This is a genomic window from Mesorhizobium quangtriensis (assembly GCF_040081925.1).
In the GTDB taxonomy this organism is placed as follows: Bacteria; Pseudomonadota; Alphaproteobacteria; order Rhizobiales; family Rhizobiaceae; genus Mesorhizobium_K; species Mesorhizobium_K quangtriensis.
In genome coordinates this window covers 37228-62581 of the sequence record NZ_JBEBMF010000003.1, presented here as the reverse complement: position 1 = coordinate 62581, position 25354 = coordinate 37228, and the positions used below count along the sequence as shown (strand labels likewise).

Annotated in this window: 26 protein-coding genes and 1 pseudogene; 17 read left to right on the top strand and 10 right to left on the bottom strand. The window is 61.8% G+C overall.

What is annotated here, in order from left to right:
* Window positions 1–8: 8 nt before the first annotated feature.
* The 3 genes from ABMA32_RS16030 to ABMA32_RS16020 form a co-directional block, all read right to left on the bottom strand.
* Complete coding sequence (locus ABMA32_RS16030) at window positions 9–956, bottom strand: substrate-binding domain-containing protein (RefSeq protein WP_349014825.1); 948 nt, start codon at window positions 954–956, stop codon at window positions 9–11.
* Between the two features lie 148 nt (window positions 957–1104).
* Window positions 1105–1398, bottom strand: coding sequence for a hypothetical protein (locus ABMA32_RS16025; RefSeq protein WP_349014824.1), 294 nt, complete (start codon window positions 1396–1398; stop codon window positions 1105–1107).
* A gap of 102 nt (window positions 1399–1500) precedes the next feature.
* On the bottom strand, window positions 1501–2328 hold the full coding sequence (locus ABMA32_RS16020; protein ID WP_349014823.1) for a DUF2189 domain-containing protein: 828 nt from the start codon (window positions 2326–2328) through the stop codon (window positions 1501–1503).
* 223 nt (window positions 2329–2551) lie between these two features.
* Here ABMA32_RS16020 and ABMA32_RS16015 point away from each other — a divergent pair, with 223 nt between their 5' ends.
* From ABMA32_RS16015 to ABMA32_RS15995, 5 genes are all read left to right on the top strand, one after another.
* Window positions 2552–2962, top strand: coding sequence for a methylglyoxal synthase (locus ABMA32_RS16015; protein ID WP_349014822.1), 411 nt, complete (start codon window positions 2552–2554; stop codon window positions 2960–2962).
* Between the two features lies 1 nt (window position 2963).
* Window positions 2964–4004, top strand: a complete 1041-nt coding sequence (locus ABMA32_RS16010; protein WP_349014821.1) for a glucokinase — start codon at window positions 2964–2966, stop codon at window positions 4002–4004.
* Window positions 4005–4024: 20 nt separating this feature from the next.
* On the top strand, window positions 4025–4855 hold the full coding sequence (dapB, locus tag ABMA32_RS16005; protein ID WP_349014820.1) for a 4-hydroxy-tetrahydrodipicolinate reductase: 831 nt from the start codon (window positions 4025–4027) through the stop codon (window positions 4853–4855).
* Window positions 4856–4895: 40 nt separating this feature from the next.
* Window positions 4896–5513, top strand: a complete 618-nt coding sequence (locus ABMA32_RS16000; RefSeq protein ID WP_349014819.1) for a 2,3-bisphosphoglycerate-dependent phosphoglycerate mutase — start codon at window positions 4896–4898, stop codon at window positions 5511–5513.
* Between the two features lie 421 nt (window positions 5514–5934).
* On the top strand, window positions 5935–6924 hold the full coding sequence (locus ABMA32_RS15995) for a DUF937 domain-containing protein (protein WP_349014818.1): 990 nt from the start codon (window positions 5935–5937) through the stop codon (window positions 6922–6924).
* 450 nt (window positions 6925–7374) lie between these two features.
* On the opposite strand, the gene ABMA32_RS15990 is transcribed toward ABMA32_RS15995, so the two are convergent.
* Both ABMA32_RS15990 and ABMA32_RS15985 read right to left on the bottom strand, forming a co-directional pair.
* The gene (locus tag ABMA32_RS15990) at window positions 7375–8064 is read right to left on the bottom strand and encodes a TetR family transcriptional regulator C-terminal domain-containing protein (RefSeq protein WP_349014817.1); all 690 of its coding nucleotides are present in this window, start codon (window positions 8062–8064) and stop codon (window positions 7375–7377) included.
* Window positions 8065–8308: 244 nt separating this feature from the next.
* Entirely contained in the window at window positions 8309–8596 is a 288-nt protein-coding gene (locus tag ABMA32_RS15985) for a DUF1127 domain-containing protein (RefSeq protein ID WP_425475551.1), read from the bottom strand.
* Between the two features lie 163 nt (window positions 8597–8759).
* Between ABMA32_RS15985 and ABMA32_RS15980 the strand changes: the two genes are divergently transcribed.
* On the top strand, window positions 8760–9719 hold the full coding sequence (locus ABMA32_RS15980) for a LysR substrate-binding domain-containing protein (protein ID WP_349014816.1): 960 nt from the start codon (window positions 8760–8762) through the stop codon (window positions 9717–9719).
* A gap of 2 nt (window positions 9720–9721) precedes the next feature.
* Here ABMA32_RS15980 and ABMA32_RS15975 read toward each other — a convergent pair whose 3' ends face one another.
* Window positions 9722–11914 carry a putative bifunctional diguanylate cyclase/phosphodiesterase gene (locus ABMA32_RS15975; RefSeq protein ID WP_349014815.1) on the bottom strand — a complete coding sequence of 731 codons (2193 nt, stop codon included), beginning with the start codon at window positions 11912–11914 and terminating at the stop codon, window positions 9722–9724.
* A 320-nt stretch (window positions 11915–12234) separates the two neighbouring features.
* Here ABMA32_RS15975 and ABMA32_RS15970 point away from each other — a divergent pair, with 320 nt between their 5' ends.
* Window positions 12235–12384, top strand: coding sequence for a hypothetical protein (locus tag ABMA32_RS15970; protein WP_349014814.1), 150 nt, complete (start codon window positions 12235–12237; stop codon window positions 12382–12384).
* A gap of 71 nt (window positions 12385–12455) precedes the next feature.
* Here the strand turns inward: ABMA32_RS15970 and ABMA32_RS15965 are convergent, their stop codons facing one another.
* Window positions 12456–12713 carry a hypothetical protein gene (locus tag ABMA32_RS15965; protein WP_349014813.1) on the bottom strand — a complete coding sequence of 86 codons (258 nt, stop codon included), beginning with the start codon at window positions 12711–12713 and terminating at the stop codon, window positions 12456–12458.
* A 134-nt stretch (window positions 12714–12847) separates the two neighbouring features.
* Between ABMA32_RS15965 and xseA the strand changes: the two are divergent.
* From xseA to ABMA32_RS15950, 4 genes and pseudogenes are all read left to right on the top strand, one after another.
* A pseudogene (xseA, locus tag ABMA32_RS15960) lies at window positions 12848–14059 on the top strand (exodeoxyribonuclease VII large subunit); the annotation flags it as partial.
* A 42-nt stretch (window positions 14060–14101) separates the two neighbouring features.
* Window positions 14102–14554, top strand: coding sequence for an exodeoxyribonuclease VII large subunit (locus ABMA32_RS24330; protein ID WP_425475561.1), 453 nt, complete (start codon window positions 14102–14104; stop codon window positions 14552–14554).
* Window positions 14555–14786: 232 nt separating this feature from the next.
* The gene (locus tag ABMA32_RS15955; RefSeq protein ID WP_349014811.1) at window positions 14787–15191 is read left to right on the top strand and encodes a group II truncated hemoglobin; all 405 of its coding nucleotides are present in this window, start codon (window positions 14787–14789) and stop codon (window positions 15189–15191) included.
* 131 nt (window positions 15192–15322) lie between these two features.
* Entirely contained in the window at window positions 15323–16270 is a 948-nt protein-coding gene (locus tag ABMA32_RS15950; protein ID WP_349014810.1) for a carbohydrate kinase family protein, read from the top strand.
* 65 nt (window positions 16271–16335) lie between these two features.
* On the opposite strand, the gene ABMA32_RS15945 is transcribed toward ABMA32_RS15950, so the two are convergent.
* Window positions 16336–17367 carry an L-idonate 5-dehydrogenase gene (locus tag ABMA32_RS15945; RefSeq protein WP_349014809.1) on the bottom strand — a complete coding sequence of 344 codons (1032 nt, stop codon included), beginning with the start codon at window positions 17365–17367 and terminating at the stop codon, window positions 16336–16338.
* Between the two features lie 314 nt (window positions 17368–17681).
* Between ABMA32_RS15945 and ABMA32_RS15940 the strand changes: the two genes are divergently transcribed.
* From ABMA32_RS15940 to ABMA32_RS24325, 5 genes are all read left to right on the top strand, one after another.
* On the top strand, window positions 17682–18380 hold the full coding sequence (locus tag ABMA32_RS15940) for a glycosyltransferase family 25 protein (RefSeq protein WP_349014808.1): 699 nt from the start codon (window positions 17682–17684) through the stop codon (window positions 18378–18380).
* Window positions 18381–18389: 9 nt separating this feature from the next.
* Window positions 18390–19115, top strand: a complete 726-nt coding sequence (locus ABMA32_RS15935) for a glycosyltransferase family 25 protein (RefSeq protein ID WP_349014807.1) — start codon at window positions 18390–18392, stop codon at window positions 19113–19115.
* A 56-nt stretch (window positions 19116–19171) separates the two neighbouring features.
* Window positions 19172–20137 (top strand): glycosyltransferase family 8 protein, encoded by a 966-nt coding sequence (locus tag ABMA32_RS15930; RefSeq protein WP_349014806.1) that lies wholly within the window; start codon window positions 19172–19174, stop codon window positions 20135–20137.
* A complete protein-coding gene (locus ABMA32_RS15925; protein WP_349014805.1) occupies window positions 20088–20945 on the top strand; it encodes an FkbM family methyltransferase in 858 nt (285 codons plus the stop codon). The genes ABMA32_RS15930 and ABMA32_RS15925 overlap by 50 nt, the downstream gene beginning before the upstream one ends.
* Before the next feature lie 71 nt (window positions 20946–21016).
* The gene (locus ABMA32_RS24325) at window positions 21017–22066 is read left to right on the top strand and encodes a glycosyltransferase family 25 protein (RefSeq protein WP_425475550.1); all 1050 of its coding nucleotides are present in this window, start codon (window positions 21017–21019) and stop codon (window positions 22064–22066) included.
* On the opposite strand, the gene ABMA32_RS15920 is transcribed toward ABMA32_RS24325, so the two are convergent.
* Window positions 22011–22547 carry a hypothetical protein gene (locus ABMA32_RS15920; protein WP_349014804.1) on the bottom strand — a complete coding sequence of 179 codons (537 nt, stop codon included), beginning with the start codon at window positions 22545–22547 and terminating at the stop codon, window positions 22011–22013. The two genes, ABMA32_RS24325 and ABMA32_RS15920, sit on opposite strands and share 56 nt — an antisense overlap.
* 13 nt (window positions 22548–22560) lie before the next feature.
* Window positions 22561–23793: a tyrosine-type recombinase/integrase gene (locus tag ABMA32_RS15915; RefSeq protein ID WP_349014803.1), complete on the bottom strand. Its 1233-nt coding sequence runs from the start codon at window positions 23791–23793 to the stop codon at window positions 22561–22563.
* An 805-nt stretch (window positions 23794–24598) separates the two neighbouring features.
* On the opposite strand from ABMA32_RS15915, the gene ABMA32_RS15910 reads away from it, so the two are divergent.
* A complete protein-coding gene (locus ABMA32_RS15910; protein WP_349014802.1) occupies window positions 24599–25318 on the top strand; it encodes a GntR family transcriptional regulator in 720 nt (239 codons plus the stop codon).
* Window positions 25319–25354 lie beyond the last annotated feature (36 nt).

Below are 25354 nucleotides of genomic sequence, written 5' to 3'. Positions count from 1 at the left end.
CCTGAGGCTTAGCCAGCCTCGCCCAGACGCTCGGCCTTGTCGAGATTGTCCTTGCCGATGACGATCGGGGTCAGCAGCACGACCTTCTCGGCGGGCTCGGTCTTGTCCTTGGCATAGGCCACGGCAATGCGAACCGCCGTGCGAGACTGCTCGCCGGGGAACTGCTCGACCGTGCCGGCCAGCTTGCCGTCACGAACCGCCGCGAGTGCCTCGGGCAGCGCGTCGAAGCCGTAGATCTTGACGTCGTTGAAGCCGCGAGCCGCGCAAGCTTCCATCGCGCCGAGCGCCATGTCGTCATTGGCGCAGATGATGGCGTCCGGCTTGCCGTTGGCGGCAAGGCCGGCCTCGGTGACCGAAAGGGCTTCGGCGCGAGCGAAGTTGGCGGTCTGCTCGAAGACGATCTGGTACTTGTCCTTGATCGGGTCGAGGACATTGTGGACGCCCTGGTTGCGGTCGATGGCGGGGCCTGCGCCCGGCTGACCCTGCAGGTGGAAGATCTTCGCGCCATTCGGGAACGCGTCGACCATGGCCTGTGCCTCGGCCTCGCCGCCCTTGACGTTGTCCGCACCAACATGGGCCAGGATGCCCTCGACGCCGTCGACGCGACGGTCGATGGTGACGACCGGGATGCCGGCCTGCACGGCCTGCTCGACGGCAGGAGCGAGCGCATTCACGTCAAGCGGCGAGATAACGATCGCATTGACCTTCTGGACGATCGCGGCCTCGACGTCTGCCGTCTGCTTCGGAGCGGAATTCTGCCCGTCGCTCTCCGTCAGGTTGACGCCCTGCGCCTCGGCCTCGACCTTGATCTGGTTCAGCATGTGCACGAAGAACGGGAAGCTGAGGCTCGGCACAGAGCCCAGAACGGTCAGCTTGTCCTGTGCGAACGCGACTGGCGCTCCCAGCGCCAACGCGCCGACAGCCACCGACGACACCAAAAACTCACGTCTGTTCATGAGAGTAACTCTCCTCCAAATGAGCGTTGCGCGGCATCGTTTCCTCCCAACGCCGTCGGCGCGACCCTACCGAAGGCAGGATCGTTGCGCAAGCAGCGTTGGTAGCGCTACCGAGCCAATTTCTCACCGGATAATTCAGGTGTGGAGGTCAGCGTCGGTTGGGCACTTTCAATACGCATTTCTTGACAACGCAGGATTTGTCCGCGGCCGGCACGTTGGCGAAGTTGACGATGTAGCCCGGCTGGCAGTAGCGCCTGTCCGACACGTAGCGCGAATAGAGCGGAAGGCCGCTCTTGCCGGTCCAGCGCAGGATGACCGATCCCTTCGCCTGCACGGCGGCCTGGACCTTGCTGCAGCTCATGTTGGTGATGACATAGGCCGGATCGGCCTGGGCTGGAATCGCTGCAAAAAGCAGGACGCCCGCCAACGCAAACTTCCTCATTCCATTCTCTCCTGTCCGCATCGGGCGCGGTGAATGCCAGCGCCCGTCAGGGATGCGCATCCAACCAGAATGCGTCGCCGGTGTCGACCGAGCAGTTCGTCGTTACGAGTTAGGCCCGCTGGTGATCTGTCCACGGGCTGGTTCGATCACCCTGCGGTAGAGGTGCCAGGTCGCATGTCCGAGGATCGGCAGGACCACGACCAGCCCCGCAAACAGCGGCAAGGATCCTAGCACAAGAAGGAAAGCGACAATCAGTCCCCACGCCGCCATCGGCACAGGGTTGAGGGCCACGGCGCGCACCGAGGCGTGAATGGCCTCGTAGGCCCCGACATCACGGTCCAGCAGCAGGGGGAATGCGATGACGGTGGTGCAAAGGACCAGCACCGCGAAGCCCAGTCCGGCGAGATTGCCGGCCACGAGCAGCATACGGCCGCTTTCGGTGGTGAATATATCGCGCATGAAACCCGACAGTGTTGCAGGAGGCGTCGGACCGAACGCGTGGACGTAAAGCGACTGGGCGACGAGCAGCCAGACTATGAATATCGCCACAAGCATCGCACCGACCGCAGCTATGGAGGGCAGCGCCGGCGAATGCCTGATGTCGAGGGCATGCGACCACGATGCATCGATCCCCTGCTCCCGCCTGCGGCTGATTTCATAGAGGCCAAGCGCGGCGAATGGCCCGATCAGCGCAAAGCCCGACATGAGCGGAAAAAGCAACGGCAGCATGTGTTCGTTCGCCGACGTCCAGGCCGCCAGGAAAACGCCGATGATCGGATACATCACGATGATGAACACGATGTGGGACGGCTTCGCCATGAAGTCCGCCAGACCCTTCCGCAAGGCGTCAAAGAGGTCGTTGACACCAATCTTGCGCACGCCGACATGGTCGACCGTCTCGGCTGCGCCCGAGATGACATGAAAGCTCATGGCCATTTCCTCCCTGGATCCAGTCCGGTCGCGGCCAATGTGCATGACGGGTCACGCAACCCGCGACCTGCACTACCACTATTGTACAGCAAGTCGGGTTTTTTTCCACATCACGCCCGGTCGCGACCGTTCACCGCCGCTTGATCGCGGCTCTTCCTTCCCCGCGCAAACCTGCCTATAGCTCTGCCGGTTCGCCGGATGGCAAGACAACGGGCAAGCGGGCATGGCCGAAAAGTTCAGGCTGGCGCTGATCGCGCATGACGAGAAGAAGGACGAGATGGTGGCCTTTGCGGTCGCGCATCGTCCCTGGCTCGCCGCCTGTTCGCTGGTGGCCACCGGAACGACGGGCCAGCGCGTCCTCGACGCCTGTCCCGAACTCGACCTGAAGCGACTGAAAAGCGGTCCGCTCGGCGGCGACCAACAGATCGGCGCGCTGATCTCGGAAGGCAGGATCGACGCGGTGATCTTCTTCGTCGATCCGCTGACGCCACTCCCGCATGATGTCGACGTCAAGGCGCTGATGCGGCTGGCGATTGTCTATGATATCCCGATGGCGTTGAACAAGGCGACCGGCGAAATGCTGGCGCTACACATCAAGGGCCGCGCGGCCGACCGCAAAGGGGGACGGAAATAGCATGACTGGCGACGCAGCGACCGTCTCAGGTGGGTCAGCGGAAGCGTTCGAGTTCCCGATCCTCGTCGGCGACATCGGCGGCACGAACGCGCGCTTCGCCGTCGTCGAGCATGCCGGCGCCGCAACCGGCGAACCGCAGATCGTCCACACCGCCGACTTCCCGACCATCGACGACGCCATCCGCGTTGCGGTGATCGAGCGGCTGAAAATTCAGCCGCGCTCGGCCCTGCTCGCGCTCGCCGGCCCGGTCATCGGCGACGAAATCCCGCTCACCAACTGCCCATGGGTCGTCAAGCCGAAGGGCATGGCCGCGACGGTCGGCCTGACCGACATCATGCTGCTGAACGATTTCGAGGCGCAGGCGCTCGCCGTGGTGGCGCTCGGCGACCACCATGTCGAGAAGATCGGCGGCGCGGACGCGCTGCCGCATGCCGGTCGCGCCGTGCTTGGCCCCGGCACCGGCCTCGGCGTCGCCGGTCTGATCAAGTCAGACGGCAAGTGGATACCGGTTCCCGGCGAAGGCGGGCACATGGACATCGGCCCGCGCACGCCGCGCGACTATCAGGTCTGGCCGCATATCGAGCCGCTGGAGGGCCGCGTCTCGGGCGAGCAAATCCTGTCCGGCCGTGGGCTGGTCAATACCTATCGCGCCATCGCCGCCGCCGACGCGAAGTCCCCCGTCTTCACAACCCCCGCCGAAATCACCAAGGCGGCGCTGGATGGAACGGATGTGGTCGCACAGGAGGCGCTGTCGCTCTTCGTCACCTGCCTCGGGCGCACCGCCGGCGACGTGGCACTGGTGTTCAAGGCGCAGGGCGGTGTCTATCTGGCTGGCGGTATCGCCCAGAGGATCATCCCGGCGCTGAAGGCTGGCAACTTCCGCGCCGCCTTCAACGACAAGGCCCCGCACAGCGAGTGGATGGCCGACATACCGATCTATGTGATTACCGATCCGCTCGGCGCACTTGCCGGCCTCGCGACCTATGCCCGAGAGCCCCATGCCTTCGGCGTCGAGACCGCCGGCCGCCGCTGGCGCAACTGATCGCTACGAAGGAACAAGTTATGAGCGAGCAGCCTGCCGATATGGGTCTTGTTGTCGTCGGCGCAGCCGGCCGCATGGGCCTGACGCTGGTCCGCGCCATCGCCTCCATTCCCGGCGCGAAAGTCGCCGCCGCTATCGAGCGCAAGGGCTCAAGCGACATCGGCCGCGATGTGGGCGAGCTTGCCGGCCTCGGGCCGATCGGCGTGACGATCACGGACGATCCCCTGCCCGCCTTCGCCAAGGCCGACGGCGTACTGGATTTCACCGTGCCTGCCGCCACGACCGAGTTCGCAGGCTATGCCGCGCAGGCGCGCATCGTGCATGTCATCGGCACCACCGGCTGCTCGGCCGCGGACGACGCGAAGATCGCGGCCGCCGCCCGCCATGCGACCATCGTCAAGTCCGGCAATATGAGCCTCGGCGTCAACCTGCTCGCCGTGCTGGTCGAACAGGCCGCAAAGTCCCTAGATCCCGAGGATTTCGACATCGAAATCCTCGAAATGCACCACAAGCACAAGGTCGACGCCCCCTCGGGCACCGCCCTGCTGCTCGGTGAAGCCGCCGCACGGGGTCGCGCCATTGCACTTGCCGACAACAGCGTGCGCGTGCGCGACGGCCACACAGGCGCGCGTCAGTCCGGCACGGTCGGCTTCGCCACGCTGCGCGGCGGCTCGGTCGTCGGCGACCATTCCGTCATCCTGGCCGGCCCCGGCGAGCGCATCACGCTCTCGCACCACGCCGAGGACCGCGCCATTTTCGCGCGCGGGGCGGTCAAGGCAGCGCTCTGGGCGCGCGACAAGAAGGCCGGCCTCTATTCGATGCGCGACGTGCTGGGCCTTGGCTCTGCGTGATTCCGCGTTAAGCTAATTCGATCAATCAGAAGGAGTTTCCATGTCCGGCACACTCGTGCTCGTCCGCCACGGCCAGAGCGAATGGAACCTGAAGAACCTGTTCACCGGCTGGCGCGACGTCGACCTGACCGAGCAGGGCCGCGCGGAGGCGAAAGCAGGCGCGGAGAAGCTGAAGGCCAAGGGGCTGAAGTTCGACATCGCCTTCACCTCCGCGCTGCAGCGCGCGCAGAAGACTTGCCAGATCATCCTCGACACGGTCGGCCAGCCCGACCTGAAGACGATCCGCGACAAGGCTCTGAACGAACGCGACTACGGCGACCTGTCCGGCCTCAACAAGGACGATGCCCGCGCCAAGTGGGGCGAGGAACAGGTGCACATCTGGCGGCGTTCCTACGACATCCAGCCCCCCGGCGGTGAAAGCCTGAAGGACACCGGCGCGCGCGTCTGGCCCTACTACATGTACACGATGCAGCCGCACGTCCTGCGCGGAGAGACGGTGCTGGTGGCCGCGCATGGCAATTCGCTGCGCGCGCTCATCATGGCGCTGGAAGGCAAATCGGGCGAGGAGATCGTCCAGCTGGAGCTCGCGACGGGCGTGCCGATCGTCTACACGCTCAACGCCGATTCGACCGTGAAATCGAAGGACGTGCTCGGCTAAGGCAGCCGACTCATAAGTCTGCATTTGCAGTCGCGCTGATGCGGTAGCTATTGCTGTGGGGCAAGTTTCTCGCGCGCTTGTCGTGGCACGTCGCGATGCGTCGGAAGTGCTTGAGCGTGCAGAAGCAAGCGCTCCACGAGATTGCGCTTGCGGTAGAGGTCTGCATCGCCGGCGGCTGCAACCTTGCTGTCGCGCTGGCTGGAATGTGCGCCCGTCCGTTGCGCTCGCTGAACCGAGACACAATCTCAAACGGAGTCCCGCTTATGGGTACAGAACCTAGGGCATGATCTGTTCTGAAACCGGTTCCCACTTTTCGGGATTATGCTCCGAGCGCCGGCAACCATTTCTTACGAAGGCCCTTCAAGCCGGGGCGAAAACGCCCTAGGTTTTCCTCGAGGATGCTTGTGGCGAGGAAATCACGATGAACCTGTTTGACATGTTGGCCAATGCCCAGAACGGCCAGGGCATGGATGCGCTGGCGCGGCAGTTCAACCTGTCACAGCAGCAGACGCAGGCGGCCGTCGAGGCGCTGCTGCCTGCCTTCAGCCAGGGCCTGAAGCGCAATGCCTCCGACCCCTATGGTGTCGGCGCCTTCCTCAACGCGATCGGAAACGGCCAGCACGCGCAGTATTTCGACAATGCGCAGACGGCGTTCTCGCCGCAGGGCATGGCCGAAGGCAACGGCATCCTTGGGCATCTGTTCGGATCGAAGGATCTTTCACGCGCGGTGGCGGCGCAGGCCGCGCAGGCGACCGGCATCAGCCAGCAGGCGCTGCAGCAGATGCTACCGGCAATCGCGGCGATGATCATGGGCGGGCTGTTCAAGCAATCCTCCGGCCAGTTGAATCCGGGCCAGTTCGGGCAGACGCAGCAGGCAGCGGGCTTTGGTGGTTCCGGCAACCCGCTTCAGGAAATTATAGAGCAGATGATGCGGCAGGGTGGCATGGGGGGTGGCCATCCGCAGCAGAGGCAGACCCCGCAGCAACCGCAGGCGCAGCCTGCTGATCCGTTCGACAACCCGTTCGGCAAGATCCTCAAGGACATGTTCGGCGGCGCGGTTCAGGGCATGCCTGGTGGGCAGGCGCAGCCGCAGCAACAGCCCAGACAGCGCCAGCCAGAGCCCGAGCGACAGGACCAGAATCCGTTCGGCGACAATCCGCTCGGCAAAATCTTCGAAGAGATGCTGAAGGGTGCGCAGCAGGGCGGTGGACAGCGGCGTGCGCCTGAACCCGAACCGGAGGAGGCGCCACGGCAGCGCGACAGCCAGCCGCAGGGGGGCCGCCAGAAGAACCCCTATGACGACCTGTTCGGCGAGATGTTCGAGACGGGCCGCAAGCAGCGCGACGACTACGAGAAGAACATGGGCTCGATCTTCGACCAGTTCACCAAGGGTATGGACCGGTATCGGTAGATCATACCGGAACAGAATCCGGTCCAGCCAATTCTAAAGATTCTCGTCGGGACTATCGCAGGTCGAAGCGGCCAACCCTCTTCATCCTATGTCAGAACTGCGGGAAGCCGAACTGCTGGCCTTGGGTGCGAAGACGATGTGGCGACATATCCCAACCGCCATACCGTGGGGCAGCCAGTCAGTTCGGCTTCACCTCCGTGTCAACGCATCGAAACATGGACGCGCCTGACCGGGACCCGGCTCCGCTGCTGGCGGAAGATTGCCTTGTTTCGGCAGATCGGCTGTCCGCGAAGACTGGCATGTGAGTGCGCATGCTGACCTCCTGCCGCTTCGGTCGACCCTGTTTGCAGACCGATTGCTCAGCAATTCATGACCATTTGGTCAGTGTCTGTCAACAAGGGTTTTGCACCTGCCAAGGCATGGCAGGAAAAAGCTGTGAAATCCTTGCCTTCAGGCTTTCAGGCCCAGCCCCTTGAGCATGACGTGGGAGATCGTTTCCTTGGCCCTGCGCATCATCTCCTCGTCGATGCCGTCAGTGCCCATGACAACTGCGATCTGGGCTTCCGTCTCAGCGTAGGTCTGGGTCATGGCCCAGATAGAGAAGATGACGTGGTAGGGGTCGACAGGATCCATCCGCCCCTCCGCGATCCAGCGGTTCATGATGACGCTCTTCTGCGCGATGATCCTGTTGGAACTCTTGCGGAGATAGTCTTCGACGCGTCCGCCTCCGGACAGGACCTCAAGCGCCCACAGGCGCGTGAGTTCAGGGTGCTCTCTCGTGGCGCGCATCTTTGCGGCGATGTAGCGGCCTATTGCCTCCGCTGGCGCGGCGTCCGGGCTGATCTCGTTCAGCGCGCTTTCCCAGATGAAATGAAGGCGTTTGAGAACGCCGCGGTGCAGGTCTTCCTTGGTCTTGAAGTAGTAGTGCAGCGTCGCCTTGGCGACACCGGCCTCTCTGGCGATCTCGGCGGTCGTCGCGCCATCGAAACCGCGCCGGCCGAACACCGTCTCGGCGGCCTTGAGTATCTTCGCGACCGCTCGCGTACGCGCCGCGACGTGCAGGTTGCCGGACCTGCTCGACTTCCCTCTCTTGCGGGGTGTGTCCGATGCGCGCTCAACGACATCGTCTTCGGCACTCACGATTTCTGTCATCCCTTCCCTATACGCCATGCGGCAGTGGTCGTGTGCCCAGCCAGAGCGAGTCGACCGGCAACTCATCGGCGGATTTTATCTTTTGTACGCGCAGGTCAAGTCCCAGACACGGCCGCACTATCGCTCCAGCATATTGCACGAAAAAACCCGGCCCCCAAAAATGAGGGCCGAGCAGGAAGCAGGCAAACCGGCGGGTGAAGCCGGCGGGTCATGGGCCTGCGTTTCAGAAGCCCTAGGTAGTCTGCCTCGAGGCAGCCTCGATCTCACGACGGCGGGCATCGGCGATCGAGCCGAGATAGATCGTCGGGTCTCGGCCGAAAGGTAGATCGACGACGACGTTGAGGTCGGACCGCCTAAGGCCGATGTCTGCGAGTTCGGTGTCCGACATCTCGCCGAGGCGATAGAAGTCGCGGCGGTTTTTCCAGGACGTTGCGATGGCATGGAGGGCGTTGACGACACGCGCGACCAGACGCGCCGGACGGTGCATCGCTTCTGCTGCGTGGGTGGTGGTCGTCATCATCTCTCTCCTTCATGCGGGCGAACGAATCCGCTGCCACGCCCATTGTCATGGGCGGCGAAAAGAAACTCCGTTCGGCTAACGTCGAGACATTGCGCCTCTCTGATTGATTTAACCAACGAATGTTTCTAATCTTTATCATCAACGTTCATGATGGATTTCCGCCATGGCTGCTCCACTCGACCTCGACCAATTGCAAACCTTCATCTCCATCTCCGACACCGGCAGCTTCACACGCGCCGCCGACGAGGTGCACAGGACGCAGTCGGCCGTCTCGATGCAGATGCGCCGGCTGGAAGAGCGGATCGGCAAGCCGCTTTTCGAAAAGGACGGTCGTTCGAACCGGCTAACGGCTGATGGCGAGAGGTTGCTCGCTTACGCACGACGACTGATCCACCTCAACCGCGAGACGCTCGCGGCCTTTGACGACCGGGCGCTGGAAGGATCTATGCGCATCGGCATCCCGGACGATTACGCCGACCGCTTCCTGCCCGAGATCATGGCGCGTTTCGCGCGCTCCAATCCGCGCGTCGAACTGACGGTCATCTGCGAGCCGACACCGGGGCTGGTGGACAATCTGAAGCGAGGCAATCTCGACCTCGCCATTGTCACGCATGACGACGCCGCAGCGCTGTCTGAGGTGGTGCGGCGCGAACCACTGCTCTGGGTCTCGTCGGCCAACCACGCGACGCATGAGGAAGAGGTGCTGCCTATGGCCTTCGGCCGGCCGACCTGCGTGTGGCGGCGCTCCGCCTGCGAGGTGCTCACGCAGATGAAGCGCGACTACCGCGTGCTGTTCTCCAGCTATTCAGCGACCGTCATCACGGCGGCGGTTCTTTCGGGACTGGCGGTTTCGGTGCTGCCCGAATGCGCACTTAGGCCGGGCATGCGCGTGCTGGGCGAGGCCGACGGCTTCGGCGCGCTGCCGGACTGCAGGATCGGTATCATACGCGGGCATGCCGGACGCGCCGACATCGTCGACGCCATCGCGCGCCATATTTCCGACAGCCTGGACAACATATCGGTGCCGCAGGCCGAGGACGCGGGCGGCTTCGACATCGCCCCGTTCACGTCGGCGGTGCGCGGCCGAAAGGCGAGACCGGTACACGTTGCGCAGGGTTGGTAGCGTCAGACGCCGGCGGCGCGCAGCCTTGCGGACGGCTTGTCGGAACGAGCGTCGATATCGCCCGCCTCGAGCGGCGGCGACAGAAGGAAACCCTGCAATTCATGGCAGCCGAGCTTGACCAGCAGGTCGCGCTGTTCCGACGTTTCGACGCCTTCCGCAGTGATCTTCACCTTGAGCGTGGTCGCAAGCTCAATGATCGCCTTGACGATCGCTGTCCCTTCGGTGCCGCCGAGCATGCGCACGAAGGACCGGTCGATCTTCAGCTTGTCGATGATATGGCGCTTCAGATAGTTGATCGACGAATAACCGGTGCCAAAATCATCGAGCACGATCGTGAACCCGGCAGCCCTCAGCTTCGACAGCGAAGCTCGCGTTGCCTGGCAATTTTCAAGGAGCGCGCTCTCGACGATCTCGATCTGGATTCGCTCCGGCTCGACGTTTGCCTGCTGGAAAACATCGGCCACCCGGTCGGCGAAAGTGGCGTCGCGCAGTTGAAGCGGCGAGACGTTGAAGGCAATCCACGGCAGGTCCGATCCGGCTGCGAAGCGCGCGACATTGTCGAGTACCCATTCGCCAAGTAGGCCCGTCATGCCGCGTTCATCCGCGATCGAGACGAAGTGCGACGGCGACAACTCGCCATGGACAGGATGGTCCCAGCGAATGAGGGCTTCGGCGCCGACGACGGTGCGGCAGTCGGAAGCGTAGATCGGCTGGTAGACGAGCTTCATGCCGCCCTTGCCGGACAGCGCCTCGCGCATGTCGGCCTCGATGACACGCTTGTGCGCCAGCAGATCGTCCATATCGCCGGCGAAAACCTCGTGACGGCTGCCACCGGCCTTCTTTGCCTCGTAAAGCGCGATGTCGGCCTTACGCAGCAGTTCGGCAGGGTCGGTTTCGGGCCCTTCCGACAGAGCGACGCCGATGCTGGCATCTATGAAGACCTGATTGCCGAGCAGGTCGAACGGCCGCGATATCTCGGCGAGCAGACGCTGGCAGAGCTCCTCAGCCGTCGTTAGGTCCTTGATATCGAAAATGACGATGGCGAATTCGTCGCCGCCCAAGCGGGCAACCGTATCGATCTGCCGCACCGCATTGTGCAGGCGGGTAGCGGTCAGCCTGACCAGTTCGTCGCCTGCGGCATGACCGAACGTGTCATTGACAGTCTTGAACCGGTCGAGATCAACGTAGAGGAGGCCGATCTTGCGGGCGTCGCGCGATACGGCAAACAGCGCCTGCTTCAGCCTGTCCTCGAACAGGGCGCGGTTGGGCAGGCCGGTCAGCCTGTCATGGAAGGCGATGTATTGCGTCTGTTCCTGACTCTGCTGAAGCTCGCCGGCGGTGCGGCGGAGCCGCTTGAGCAGGAACCACAGGACGCCAGCCGCCAGAAGGCAGAAGCCCAGGAAGGCTGGGCTGGCCTGCCGAACTAGGTCGAGCCCGGGACGCTCCTGGCTCCAGGTGACATAGCCGAGAATCGTTCCGGTAGAGCCGATCAGGGGGACGCTCGCCACGGGCAGCGCCGCGGTGAGTTGCGGCAGCAGATGCATGCCGGTGAGTTGATATTTGCGCGCGATGCGATCGACCAGGCGGTCGTCGATCACCTGGATCGCGACGTGGACGTATTCCTGCCCGGCGTCCTGAATGACGCGGTTCGAATTCGGCAGGATCGGCTGGACGGAAAGGATCGCCGGTTGTCCTGCGATGGTCACGAGATCGCTGACGACAGGCGTCTCGTGACTGTCGGCTGCCAGTGCTCGCATCATGGTGAGCAAGCGCGCGACGGCGGCTTCAACGACGGCGCGATCGTCTTCGTAGGATGCACCAGACAGCGTGGCGCCGTCCTGCATGGCGTGGATGGGCGCCCCTGATGCATCAAGGACATAGACGCGGTCCAGTCCGTAATAGGCGTGCATCCACTCGCCGAGGTTTTCGGCCATCCAGGCCTGATCGCCATTTCTGGCTGCGAGGACGGAATCGTCCCAGAGCGCAACGCTTGTCTGCTGCCGGATGAGTTCGGCGGTCTCGTCGGCAAGGCCCGCGGCAACGAACGCCTTCTGCTTCGTCAGCGAGTTCCTGTCCGTCTCCAGCGTGGCGAAGAAACCGAATCCAACGAGCATCGCGAGCGAGAAAGCCGCCAGCGCAAGAACGATCAGCGTGACCTGCGAAGTCACCGGGTTGTTCGAGGCTTTTGAAGCCATGGTCCTTAGCCGGTTCAAGCCGTGCAACCATGACAGACGGGGCTTAACAGGCAGTTAGAATCCGGGGCGGCTCAGGAACGGATTTATGGTCTGCGATGGGATTTCACGACGCACCACACGTCATATTCTACTGTTGTGGTGACTTCTGCTCGTTCGGTTCTGGAGCAGGCAAGAACGTGGCTTGCGCTGCGCGGGCTGCACAAAGTTCGCGCGGCCCGCATATTGTAGGACAGTGGAAAGATGTCGTTATGCAACTTGCGGGAGCAATCTAACTGATGCATTCTTCCTCTGGTTGAATTGCAACAACTAGGAGGGTGCACATGCAGATGAAAGCCAGGCGTCGATATGAAAAGCCCGTGCTGACCAGATCGCGGATTCTGTTGCAGTCCGTCGTAGCGCAGTCGGGTTCGCCGGTTGCAACGACGCCGGACGACAGTACCGACGACGTTACTGATGATGATGCTCCGTGACGACACTAGGAAAAATGTGTCGATAGCCCGGCATTAGCCGGGCTATCGGTCTCTAGAGTGCGTTGCAGACCTCAGCGCGCCAACGTGTCGAGTAACTCGGTGGTAGCGAGAGAGGAAACTCCATGCTCCGGCTTTCCGGCCTTGTCCGTTCCCGACAGGTACTCGACCGTAACAGCCATTCCGAGCCGTAACGCCGTCCCGTCGAAAGCGCTGAGCATCACGTCGACCAAGGCGTCGTCGACCACCTGCCAGCGATCGCCCGGCCGCAGCTGGCACGCGATATGCCCGCCGAGTAGCCGATAGACGGGAAATCGCTGTTCCTCTGCCATATCAGCTCCATGAGGCGAATGCCTGAACAATCATTGCGTGTATAATACATAAAATCAATCTCCGATTGCATTCAAAATGTCCTGCGCTTCACGCCGCCCTTGACCGACAGGCTGCGAAGAACCACCAATCGCGCATGAGCAACCAGACATTCGAATCGCCCACACCGCGTAGCAACGCGGCCGAATTCACCGTCAGCGAAATCTCCAACGCGCTGAAGCGCACGGTGGAAGATTCGTTCGGCCATGTGCGCGTGCGCGGCGAGATCTCGGGCTATCGCGGGCCGCATTCCTCTGGCCACGGCTATTTCAGCCTGAAGGACGACAAGGCGAAGGTCGACGCCGTCGTGTGGAAGGGCACCATGCAGCGACTGAAATTCAAGCCGGAAGAAGGCATGGAGGTGATAGCCACCGGGCGACTGACCACCTATCCCGGCAAGTCCAGCTACCAGATCGTCATCGACAATCTGGAGCCGGCCGGCGCGGGCGCGCTGATGGCGCTGCTGGAAGAGCGCAAGAAGCGGCTGGCGGCGGAAGGGCTGTTCGACAGGGAGCGCAAGCGGCCCCTTCCCTACATGCCAAGGGTAATCGGCGTCGTGACCTCGCCGACGGGTTCGGTCATCCGCGACATCATTCACCGCATCAAGGACCGCTTCCCACTCACTGTGCTCGTCTGGCCGGTGCGCGTTCAGGGCGAAACGGCGGGGCCGGAAGCGGCAGCGGCGGTGGCCGGCTTCAACATGCTGGCAGCGGACGGCGCGATCCCGCGCCCCGACGTGCTGATCGTGGCGCGCGGCGGTGGCAGCCTCGAAGACCTCTGGGGCTTCAACGACGAGGCGCTGGCGCGCACGGTCGCGGCATCAGGGATTCCCGTCATTTCCGCCGTTGGACACGAGACGGACTGGACGCTGATCGACTACGCGGCGGATGTGCGCGCACCGACGCCGACCGGCGCGGCCGAGTTCGCCGTGCCGGTGAAGGCCGAACTGGAGGCGACTCTCGCCAGCCTCTCGGCGCGGCTGAAGTCCTGCATGTCGCGCGGCTTCGACCGCCGCCGACAGGCACTACGAGCGGCCGCCCGCGCCCTGCCCTCGCCGGATCAGTTGCTCGCCCTGCCGAGGCGGCGCTTCGACGAGGCAACGAGCAGGCTCGGACGCGGGCTGGAAGTTTCTACGGAACGCAAGCGCGCTAGGCTGACCACGGCGCGGCTGACGCCGGCGATCCTGGAGCGACGACTGGCCGAAGCCAGGCGTCATCTGGACCGCGCCGGCCAACAATTGCCGAAGTGCGCCAAGGCCAATCTGAAGCGACATGGGCAGAATCTCGGTACCGCGGCGGCGCGACTAACGCCGGCAAGGCTGGAGCAGCGGTTGGCCGATGCCAGGCGCGCTATGACGCGGGACCTGCAGCGGGCGCAGGCAGCTTTTAGCGCGACTGTGCGCGAACGGAGGGGCAAGTTTGAAAGGTCGGCGAGCCGGCTGAACCCCGAACCGCTCGTTCGCAGGCAAAGGCAGGCGACAGAGCGTGTAGGCGATTTGGCGCGGCGCGGCGATCAGGCGCTCGCACTGCTGCTGGAGCGCGGTCGCACGCGGCTTGCGCATGCCGACAGGCTGCTGGCGACGCTGAAGCTATCCGACCAGTCGATCCTCGATCGCGGCTATGCGCTGGTCATCGACGCCGACGGCAAGCTTATCAAGCGTGCGGCCGAAGTTGCGCAGGGCGCGGAGCTGACGCTGAAATTCGCCGACGGCACCGCACAGGCCACCGGCGGGGCGCTTCGTCTGAAATCGACAAGGCCAGCGCCGAAGCCGAAGGACCCCGGCAATCAGGGATCGCTTTTCTAGCTCTGCCGGCATTGCGCGGACGACTCTGCGCGTCCTAATCAGCCTTTGCGACATCGAGGGATTGAAATGACCGACACCAGGGACAGCAACGGAACGAAGCTTTCGGACGGCGACTCCGTCACGTCCCCGCCCTGCCGAAGGACTGGCTGCAAAAGCGCTTCCCGCGCGCTTGACCTGCATCAACGCGGCGCGGCGCCCCATCTGTCAGTTGGCAATGTGGGAGGCATTGGCGATGAGCGAAGCGACACGCAGGCAACAGTCCGCATATGAGCGGCTCGGTGGAGACAATGGCGTGCGCGCCCTCGTCGAGACGTTCTACGACATCATCGAGCAGGAGGAGTACGCGGCCGACTTGCACCTGCTGCATCGTCGCGGCTTCGGCGTCGCGCATTCGCGCGAGGAACAGTTCAACTATCTGAGCGGTTTCCTCGGCGGGCCGCAACGCTATGTGATGAAACACGGGCATGCACGGCTGAAGGAAATCCACGAGCATGTGCCGATCGGCCCAGAGATGCGGGATTTGTGGCTGCGATGCATGGCCGAGGCGATGGACAGGCTCGGGCTGGACGGGGAGCTTTCGTCGCTCCTCACACGTCATTTCAAGGCTGCGGCAGAGACCTCCCGCAACATGGACTGAAGATCGTCCCGCATACGTCCCCTTCCCTTCACCCCGGCGGCCCACGATGCTATCAGCCTTCGAGACACGCAGGCGCAGGGAGGAAACGATGAGCCGTATGACGAACGACGCCGCGGAGCGCGGCTGATCCGATGAAATACGATGTCTCCGTCGTCGGGCTCTACATCCTCGACATCCTCGGCCGGCCGGTCGAGCGCATTCCGGACCGCGGCAATGTCGAGTTCATCGACGAGATACGCCTGACCGTCGCCGGCACCGCCGGCGGCACCGTGATCGACACAGCCAAGCTCGGGCTGAGGAGCCTCGCTGTCGGCGCGGTGGGCGAGGACGAGAAGGCCGACTGGGTGCTGATGACGCTCGGCAAGTTTGGCGTCGATACATCAGCCATGCAACGCATCGCCGGCGTGCCGACTTCCGCGACCATCCTCAACGTCAGGCCCAACGGCGACCGGCCCGCGCTGCATGTGCGCGGCGCGTCCGACCATTTCGACGTAACCGAGGCCGACTACGACCATGTGCTCGACGCGGCGATCGTGCATCTCGGCGGCACAGGGCTCTTGCGCAAGCTCGACGGGCCGCAGAGCGTCAAGCTGCTGACCGAGGCAAAGCGGCGGGGGCGCACCACGACCTTCGACCTGCTCGGCGCGAACGCCTCGACCGCGCACCTGGTGCTGCCGCTGCTGCCGCATGTCGACTACTTCATGCCATCCATCGAGGAAGCGCAGGACATTTCGGGCAAGCAGGGACCGGAAGCCTGTGCGGATTTCTATCTGGGCAAGGGCGCGAGCGCCTGCGTGTTCACGCTGGGCGGCGACGGCGCTTACTATGCGCATCGCGACGGGACGCGGGCGAAGTCCGCAGCCTACGCGATCGACGTGGTGGACACGACCGGCTGCGGCGATGCGTTCGACGCCGGCTTCATCACGGCGCTGCACCATAGGATGGACCTGGAAACGTCGCTGCGCTTCGCCCAGGCGAGCGCGGCGCTCGTCGCCAGCGGCCTCGGTTCGGACGCCGGCATCCGCTCGTTCGAGCAGACGCTGGAAACAATGCGGACTCTGACGGTCAAAGGGGCATGATCTTTTCCGAAAACCGGAACCCACTTTTCGCAGATGCGGTCCTGCGGTTCGGGATCATGTTCTAGCTAGAACCGCAACTGCACCTTCATCGAGCGGCTCTTGTCCGACGCCAGCTCGAAACCCTTGACCGCGTCATCCACGTCGACGGTCGCGGTCAGCAGCGGGCCGACATCGATCAGCCGGTCGCCGAGGAAGGAGACGGCGGTGCGGAATTCCTCGTGGAAGCGGAACGCGCCGCGAAGCTCGGCTTCCTTCGTGACGATGGCCGAGATGGCGAGCGCCGCCTCGCCGCCCTGCCCGACGCAGACGATGACGCCGCGCGGGCGCAGCAGCCGGATGGCCGAAGCAAGCACGGCGCCGCTGCCCGAGGCCTCGAACACGACATCGAAAGTGCCCTTCGCGCCCTCGTGGCGGTTGAGATCGTCCGGGCGGGCGGCGACGTTGATGGTTTCGTCCGCGCCGACGCTGCGGGCGAATTCGAGCGGCGCGTCCAGAATGTCTGTCACTACGATGGTGGCGGCACCCGCCCGACGCGCGGCGGCCGCGAGCAGCACGCCGATCGGCCCTGATCCCATGATCAGCACCTTGGCGCCGAGCAGCGAACCTGCCCGCCTTATCGCGTGCAGGACAACCGCCAGAGGCTCGGCAAATGCGGCCTCACCCACCGAGACGTTGCCAGCCACCGGAACGGCCTGCGCCTGCGTGCAGACGAGCACTTCGCGGAAGCCGCCATCGACGTGGGGAAAGCGCATGGCGCTCCCATAAAAGCGCATGTCGAGGCAGTGGTTCTGCATGCCGCGCTGGCAATATTCGCAGACGCCGCAGGGGCGGCTCGGATTGACCGCCACCGTCTGGCCGACCTGCACACCGGACACCGACGCGCCGATCTCGGTAACGGTGCCGGCGATCTCGTGGCCGAGGATCATCGGCTGTTTCAGCCTGACCGTGCCGAAGCCGCCATTGTGATAATAATGCAGGTCCGAGCCACAGATGCCGCCCGCGCCGATCCGGACGCGCACGTCGTCCGGCCCTAGCGGCTGCTCCTCCACCGTATCGATGCGCAGATCATGGGGTGCGTGGACGACGACCGCTTTCAACAGAACCTCCCGGGCGATTTCCGGGATGCTTTTAGCGGGCGGGACGCGCCTGTCCACCACGAAATTCCCACGTCCTTTCAGGTATCGTCATGCACAACCTGAAGATGTTTAATGTCATCAATACACTTTAGGATTGTATTTCCTGCTGACCTTCTGCTACTCAGGCGAGTATGTGGAGCGCAGCAAACCATCTTCGCGAGAACACCAGTCCGGAAGCCGCCACCGAAGCCATTTCGGCGGCGGATTCTACCCGTCCCGTCGCTGCCCCAATGCCTCTGCGATAGGCCGGCCCGCTGGCGATGCGCGGTTACGTGTTGACCATCGATCCCCCTGACGGCCCACGGCGGCAGAGCATGGTGCGCGAACTGGCCGGCATGGCTTTCGACTGGGAGTTCGTCGAAGGCTACCGCAAGGGCGACCCGATCCTCGACGAACTCTATTCGCCGGCCAAGAACCTGCTGCTCAGCAAGCGCTCGCTCAGCGCCGGCGAGATCGCCTGCTATGCCGGGCACCGGCTGATCTGGCAGACGATCGTCGAACGCGGCGACCCCTGTGCCATCGTCTTCGAGGACGACGCGCAGATCGCCGACCGCGCCGCCTTCGACAACGCGGTGCGCGACGTGACTAGCGCACCGTTCGACATCGTCAAGCTTTGGGACATCAAGCCGAAGCCTGTGGTCGCGCGGCGGCGGATCGGAGGTACGCAGATCGTCGTCCACAAGATGATCGCCTCGGGAACCGGCTGCTACCTCATCTCCAGAGACGCCGCCGCAAGAATGCTCGGGCGAAAATCGGTGTTCCGGGCCGTGGACGAGGATTTCTCCCACGCGTGGGAATTCAGTGTGCAGATCTGGTCGGTCTGGCCGAACCCCGTCGCCGACATCGCCGCCGAGTCGACCATCGAGGCCGAGCGGATATCGCGGAACCGGAGGAAAATCCGATCGCTGTGGGGTGAAGCGCTGCAGGTCGTGAAACGTGTGCGCCACCGCTCCCACCTGCTCAAAGCCCAATAGGAGCATCCGTTGCGGGCGCTCTACATCAATCTCGACAGGTCGCCGGAACGACGGCAGTGGATGGAGCAGCAGGCAGCTTCGCTCGGGCTGGCGCTCGAACGGATCGCGGCTGTCGACGGCGCGGCGCTGGATGGCATTCCAGCCAAGCTGTCGGCCGGCGCGCTGGCCTGTTTCCACAGCCACCGCATGGCATGGGAAATCGTCGCCAACGGCGACGACCGCTACGTCGCGATCTTCGAAGACGACGTCCACATGAGCCCGGACCTGCCATGCTTTCTGGGCGATCCATCGTGGATCCCGGAGGATGCGGACATCGTGCATATCGGCCGCTCACAGGAGCGGTGCATCGTGATCAACGACCGCCGGAAGGCGATGGACCGCGCACTCTACCTGACTGTGACGGAGAATTCGGGTGGAGACGGATACATAATGTCTCGACAATGCGCCCGACGCCTGCGCGGAGAGTTCACCGACATAGATCAGGAGTTCGATCAGGTTCTGTTCAACCAGAATGCTTTCGCGCTTCGCATCTACAAGCTTGTCCCGTCGCTTTGCATCCAGGACAGATTTCTTCCCGTGCCGAAATTCGGCAGCCAGATCGACAGGAAGGCCAAAACCAAAAGCGGATCGCGCTTGTGGCGTGAGGTGATGCGCCAAGTCCGCAAACTGAGGTGGGGCACAGTTCAGGCCTTGGGACTTGCCGCCCCGATCCGCATCGATATCCAATTTCGATAGAGAGAGCCGCCGCATGCACTGCAGAAACACCTCGTCCCCACATCAATGCGGCTGAAATGAAGACAGCAGTTGTACTTGCCTGCGATGACAATTTCATCGCTTACACGTCGATAACAGCGCGCAACATCGCAGCGTCCACTACAGAGCATTTTCCAATCTTCGTGCTCTCGGACGGCGTGACCGACGAGAACAAGGCGCTGGCCCGCAAATTCTGCCCCTGGATCGAATTCATCGAGTTGCGGGGGACAGTTCGCGACATGCCATTTAACGCCGAATTTCCACCTGCGGCGAGCGCTCGGCTCTTCCTCGATCAGGTGCTCCCTGACCTTGAACGGGCCCTCTACCTCGACAGCGATATCTCGCTGTTGACCGACATATCGCCTCTGCTGGCAATGAAGCCAAAAGTTGCTCCGGTCATCGCTGCTTATGACATTCCACAAATGATCGAGGGCAGGTTTCGCCAGCGACTGCCGATGTCCGCAAGCAGCGGATACTTCAATAGCGGCGTCATGATGCTTGATCTCACCGCATTCCGACAGGAGCAGGTTTTCCGAGAAGCGCTGCTCTTTCTCAAACGAAAATCTGTTGCCGAATATCCCGACCAAGACGCCCTCAACGTTGCGCTGAACGGACGGTGGCAGGTGCTAGACTGGCGCTGGAACGTCCTACATCACAACGTGGAATGCATGCCGAAACCGCACTACCTCAGGCACATAACAGGCAACAAACCATGGGCCTGGGACAAGACGGGTGTGGAGAGATACATCATTGAGCGCTGGCGCTCCGATCTGGCGGCAAGCCCTTGGCCGGACAGGTATTTCTACGAACCTTCATCCTTGCGCAGGAAACGTTTTCGACGGGCTTTGACACGCCCAATGGTTGACTTCCTTGGCCTCACACCTTCTGGGCGACGCCCCGCAAACGATTTATACTTTGAATATACAAATCTCGTTCCCTCAATTCTCGACAACATTGACGATTTATTTCGCAATCAACGCCTTGGTTCCGCACTATATGTTTAGAAAAATAGAGAAACTGGTTCGTAATTTCCGTGACGAACGTATTATCAAGCCCATTGTCCTGTCAAAAAAGGGCCGAAGATACTACGAGCACAACTTTAGAGCGCTGGTTAGCGACTTTGGAAGTCACCGAATTTCGTTCGATCCAACCGATAAGGTTATTGGCGCCTCGATCCTGGAGAACGGCGGCTGGTTTCTCCAAGAAACTCTCAAGATTTTCGAATCAATTCCGGCTCGAGGGCACACATTCATTGATGTCGGCGCAAACATCGGAACGCAAACCGTTTACGCGCTTAAACTCGGTCCGTTCACACGGGCAGTATGCTTTGAACCCGAGCCCTGGAATGCCCAGCTATTGCGAGCCAACATGGCATTTAACGGGATTTCCGACAGAGTTACAGTTATCGAAGCAGCCGCCGGGGCGCAGAAAGGGTCAGCAATTCTCTCGAAAGACAAGTTCAATTTTGGGGCGCATAGCATGGCGCATTACTACGGCAGTGGCGACAAAATCGAGATCCCCGTCGTTACTGTGGAGGACTCTCTTCGCGAGCTGAATATCAGAACGAGTGACCTTGGTCTCGTCTGGATCGATGTCGAAGGTTTCGAAGGTGACGTGTTGCGGGGCTGGCCATCGTTAACCGGTACACCGCTCTGTATTGAATACACCCCGAACGTCAGGCTGCTTCCAGCCGACACATTTGCTGGATGGACACGCTGGGGAAACGCCAGAGAGGCCACAATTCGCTGGCGTGACATCTCAGAATTCGACCTGACTCAGTACCATGAACAGGAGGATTTTATCTTTGCCTGACACCACGGTTGACTGAGCCGTGGCCGGACTCGCCGTGACTCCGTTGAATAAAGTTACTCAATAGCGAAACAATGAGGGCCTGTATGCTTCGATTGTTGATAAACTTGGAGCGGTCTCACGAGCGGCTATCGTGGATGCAGGAAGAATTCGGTCGGCTGGGCCTCGACTTCCAACGCATTGGAGCAATCGACGGAACCTCGCTCTCTGAGAAAGATATCCAAAATGCGACCCATCAACGTAGGGACGGTTTGCGTTGGCCACGTTCAGAGGTGGCATGTTTTCTAAGCCATCGCGAGTGCTGGAAGGTTGCAGCCAGGGCAACCGTAAGCCACATCGCGATCTTCGAGGACGATATACATCTTGCCCCCATATCTGCCCGGTTCCTGACGGATGCGTCGTGGATTCCTAATGGAATCGATGTTGTGAAACTTGAGACCTATTTCCATGAAACTCGCCTCAGCCAAAAGGCAATCCGTAGAGGTGATTGTTCCCTGTTTCAGATCAGGGCGAAGCATTTGGGAGCCGCCGGATACATTATAGCTCGTTCCGTGGCTAACCGCCTTCTCGAACTAACCTCCCGTTTTGACCGCCAAGTAGACGAAGTGCTCTTCGATCCCGACGGTCCGGGAAGCAGTCTGTCCTGTTACCAGATCAATCCGGCAATCTGCATACAGGACCCAATCTTGAATCAAGACGCCCATCTAATACCAAGCGTCATCAATGAGGACCGCAAGATGGTCTATGACATGCCGGGTTCACCAGGCATTGCTCTACCCGCAGCAAAGTACAAGGGAATCAACAAATTGAAGCGGGAAGTGGCGCGTCCGTTCAAACAGCTCAGGAAAAAGATAAAGGGGCTCATTCGCCTAATTCTCTACCGGGAGAAAACGCTTGAGGTACCCTATGCAAGACGCGGAAACACATCACAGCACATACGCCGTTTGAACGCGTCAGGACCTCAGAGAATCCGGTGGTACCGTTGGCTGGGCTCGAACCAGCGACCTCCGGATCCACAATCCGACTTAAGCCATTGCGACATAAGGCTTTTCGACGTCCATGTCGCACCTATGTCGCATCCAGGGGTCTGTTCTCAGCCCGACTATCGCGCAAATGATAGGTGATGAACTCGAACGTCTTTTGCACTTCTTCGAAGCGGCAAGCCACGGCGGCAACGTGATCTGGGGTTGTCTCTCGCAGATGTTGGGTCGTCGTTTCACGACCTCGACGGAACTCAACCGCAAGAGGCCGTGCTTCGTATCCGGCTTCCGCGTCGCCATACAGTCCGAGCGAAATGGAATCATGAATGGCCCGATGGCGCAACTCTCGGAGATCGCCGTACTCTTGAAGAGCTACCAAGGCACTGGCCCGGATTTCAGGCTGGCCAATGCCGCTTACAAGATCGAATGCGAAGCGCTTTGAATTGTCATCCCAGTTTCGCATTTTATGAGCCGTTTCTTCTGGCGACAAAGGATTCTCGCCCTCTTCCGACGCCGCCGCACATAGCAAAGCAAGTTGCTCGTCGGCATACGCAGCCTGCATCGCTAGATGGCCAATGGGCAGTACGAAAGGTTCGCGAAATTGGTCCACGCTCGGCAGCTTCATTACCTGCCCTTTCCTATCCCAGCAACGAGCGCTCTGCCGCTGCCAGTTCCTCGGCGTCGTCGCCGCGCGGGAACAGGTGGCCGTAGACGTCGGCCGTCAGCGTCACAGACGAGTGGCCCATGCGCTCCTGGACGACTTTCAGCGGCAGGCCCAGGCCGCCGTCGGCGGTCCGGTTGATGCACCAGCTCGCATAGAAGTGGCGGAGCGCGTGCAGGCCCTTGTAGCGGGCGACGAGGATGGCGTTGCCCTTCTCATCGACCTGGCCGCTGTCGATCGCCACGCCGGCTGCGACCTGCGCCGGCTGGAGGCCGCGCCGGACGATGTTGTTCAGTTGCTCGACCTTCCCCTGCCCGTTCGGGAAAACCAGATCGAGGACCATGATCGGGTTGCCGTCGCCATCCACCTTGCCGCTGTCGCGCTTAGGGCAAACCAGTTTCCACTCACGCAGCGCGTTGACGACGATCGGCGGCGCCGGCACGGTACGCTCGCCGGATTCCGACTTCGGCCGGCCGATGATGTTGAAGCGATCGGCGCGCTGATGGACGCGGACTGACCGGCCGTCGAGATCCACGTCGCTCCAGCGCAGGCCGCGCAGCTCGGACGCGCGCAGGCCGGTGAAGATCGCTGTCAGCAGCAACGGCCGCCAGCGGCCCGACAGCGCAGCGACAAGCGCCTTGATCTCCCCGCGCGTCGGTATGTCCAGGCCGACCTTCAGGCGGCCTTTCTGACGGCGTTCCTGGCGCTTCTCACCCTTGCGACGGCCGCGCATTTCACGAACGACGTTTCGGGCTGCTAGTCCCCTCTCCTGCGCGTCGGCTAGCAACGTGCCGAGACTAACCAGAATCTTGCGGATCATCACCGGCGAACGGCCGGCCTGGCGGAGCTCATCCTCGAAGGCGCGCACGGCCGGAATGTTCAGCGCTGAAATCTTCGCGGCGCCGATGAAGGGGACGATATGCAGATCTACATGCGAGCGGTAGCTGTCGATCGTAGTGCGTTCCAGCCCGAGCGCGGCGGCGCTGGCAAGCCAAAACACGGCTGCCTGCTTCACCGTGGCGCTGACACTGTCGGCAACGTGAGTTCCTTCGCGGACCTCCACCGAGGCCGTGGCAGCGAATGCGTCGGCCAGCTTCTTCAGCTTGAACGTCTTCAAGCGGCGCGTGCCCTTGGCATCAACATAGTCGACAACCCATGCTGATTTTTCAGCACCCCTAGCGTCGGCCCATGTGCGTTTCCTGACGGACATGCATCATTTATCCGAGTGAGCGTTCAGAACGGCAATATCTTCTGTTCGTGGAGCGGAGGTCAACACGTGCCCACGATAAGGCGCTGATTGCTTATCGGTTTTACCCAAACTCAACGCGCCAATTTTGGCGACTACCCGAAATGTGCTATAGATTTCACCGGGTCCGAACAAGTCGCATTTGCTACCTGTGGCCCGCGTTTGACGCACAACGAACAGGGGAAGCAGGCGGTCAGTTTTTGCGGACGTCCGCCTGCTTCCCGAAAGCCAACACTTTTTTAGGAGTGCCGGCACATGTCGAGCATATCATCGGACGCTGCTTGCGAAAACCCCGATACATTTGGCGGAAATCATTCGGAACACTCTAGCTCAAGCGGGCTCGATACCCCAATTTGGGGAGTTCGCAACATCGCCAAGGTCATTAATCGGACCGAGCGGCAGACCTTCTACCTCATTGCATCTGGGAAGCTGCCCAGCGTCCGAGATGTGGGCGGTAGGAAAGTGAGTACACCTCGAAAGCTGCGCGCCGATATTCTGGGGACGCCAGCATGAGGTCCCGGGCCTGGTTGTCCAAACGGCGCACGCATCCATTCGAGGCGAACCACTGGTTTGTGACACACCGCGCCGACAAGTCTCGTTCGTCGGTACCACACGTGCGTGAGAATTTTGGCCTGCCGATTCATGAATCTGCTGCTGCCCCTTGGAGGGAAGCGCATCTTCTCCATGCGCGCGTCCACTGATGAGAACGAAAAGCCGTAGGAACCGCTCACCCGTCGGCGAGCAATGGACAAAGATGCTCCGCCCTACCATGGAAACGAATGCTTGGAAGGCGCTCTCGTCAACAGCCCAGGCGCTCTATCCTTGGATAAAGCTAGAATGGCGCGGCCCTGACGCCAACAATAACGGGAAGTTGAGGCTGAGCGTCAGACAGGCTGCGGAAAGGCTGGGCGTACGTCCTGATACCGCAGCCGAAGGCTTTCGTGACCTCCAGCGAAAGGGATTTATAGTCCAAACCGAAGCTGCTTGTTTGGGTGTTGAGGGTGCAGCAAAGTCTCCGGCCTACGAAGTAACCGAGTTGAAAATGCCGGGCATGGATGGCGACGGCCGGAAGCTCTATCGACAATGGCACCCCGGCCAAGACTTTCCTGTAGCGATTGCGCCTTCAAATAATCCCACGGGCAAGAACGGCAGGAAAGTAAAATCCCAACCCGAAAACCGTGACGGTGATATCACGAAAATCGTGACGAAAGATGCTCACACTGTCATCAATACCGTGACGGCCCGTCATAAAAACCGTGACGATCAAACGATTTCTCGACCCAAATCAATCACGGAAAGCGTGACATCCTTATCCAGCCATACATCCAAGACCGGACGCGGGACTGCGCGCCAGCCCGCCCTCAACAGCGGGCAAGCGCAGTGTCTGCGGACTAACGCGGAAAATATAGCTGCAATAAATGAGCTGCTTCGGGCTACGTCCACGTCTATGACACTATGCGAAGGAGATGCCTGCGACGATGCAACATAATCTCCTGATTTCGGCAATGCCTCGCCAGATTGCCAT